Genomic DNA, 1,097 nt, shown 5'->3' with positions numbered 1-1,097 from the left:
TTAGTTATAAAAGTGCATTTTTAAAAAAAGCAAAATATTATTACAGAAAAAGAGAAGACGGAAGTTCAACATTGGATTTAAAATTAAAGCAAAAAGATTATTATCTAAATGTTACTAAAAATGGCTATTTAAACATTCTTCAAAATAATAATTATAAAGGCAATATTCCTTTATTTATTCAAAATTTAGTTTTATATGATTTATATTGGCAAATAAAAGAATTGATTAATTCTCCTGAAAAAGTTTCTATGTTGAGTAGAAGGGAACAAGAAAAGTATCTAGAAATACTAATAAAAAATTTTCAATTAATAGATGTAAAAACTATTGAAAACTTTAAAAGCTTTCCATTTGAATTTTATATTATTCAAGGAATTCTTGGTTTTTTTAAAAAAGAAGCTTTTAGGCAAAAGAGAGTTTTTATTGAGGATATTGATGATAAAAATAATGAAATTTTAATTAAGTATTATTTCAATAATTTAGATATTAAAGAAGAGATTTATTTAGATGGTGAGCAAATTGTAGTGAAATATCCTAAAATAAGACAGTATGATTTTTTAGATAAAGTTTTCATATATGAAAAAAAAATATGGGTAAGGCTAGATAAAAGCTCTAAAGAACTAAAAGTTTTATTAAATGAAGCAGAGTGTGAAATAGAGTATCAAAACAAAATTATAAAGGATTTAGGGGTAATCTATAATGAGTTTAAAAAACTCCAAAAAATAAGGATGAGACAAGCTAATTTATGGATGTTTGCAGATATGAGTTCAAGAGCTGATGATAATGCAGAACACTTATATAGATATGTTATGCAAAATCATCCTAAGCAAAAAATAGTTTTTGCATTGAGAAAGGATAGTGAAGATTGGGGGAGACTAAAAAACGATGGTTTTAAATTGGTTGATCCAAGAAGTTTAAAATTTAAATATTTAGTTTTTAGGGCTAGTAAAATAATTAGCTCACATATTGATAAATATATGTTTACAGCACTTGGAAAAGAAACTCTGAAAGCCAAGGATTTTATATTTTTGCAACATGGTGTAACCCATAATGATGTCTCTAGTTGGTTAAATCAAAGAAAAATTGATCTTTTTATAACT

Annotated in this window: 1 protein-coding gene; it reads left to right on the top strand. The window is 24.3% G+C overall.

Features of this window, described 5'->3' with window-relative positions; all coding sequences use genetic code 11:
• Positions 1–71 precede the first annotated feature (71 nt).
• The coding region (locus EBF09_RS08975; RefSeq protein ID WP_198672583.1) for a CDP-glycerol glycerophosphotransferase family protein at positions 72–1,097 on the top strand (1,026 nt) is incomplete at its 3' end.

The sequence above is a fragment of the Helicobacter burdigaliensis genome (assembly GCF_003670295.1).
Lineage (GTDB): Bacteria > Campylobacterota > Campylobacteria > Campylobacterales > Helicobacteraceae > Helicobacter_D > Helicobacter_D burdigaliensis.
This window is presented reverse-complemented; position numbering and strand designations above follow the sequence as displayed.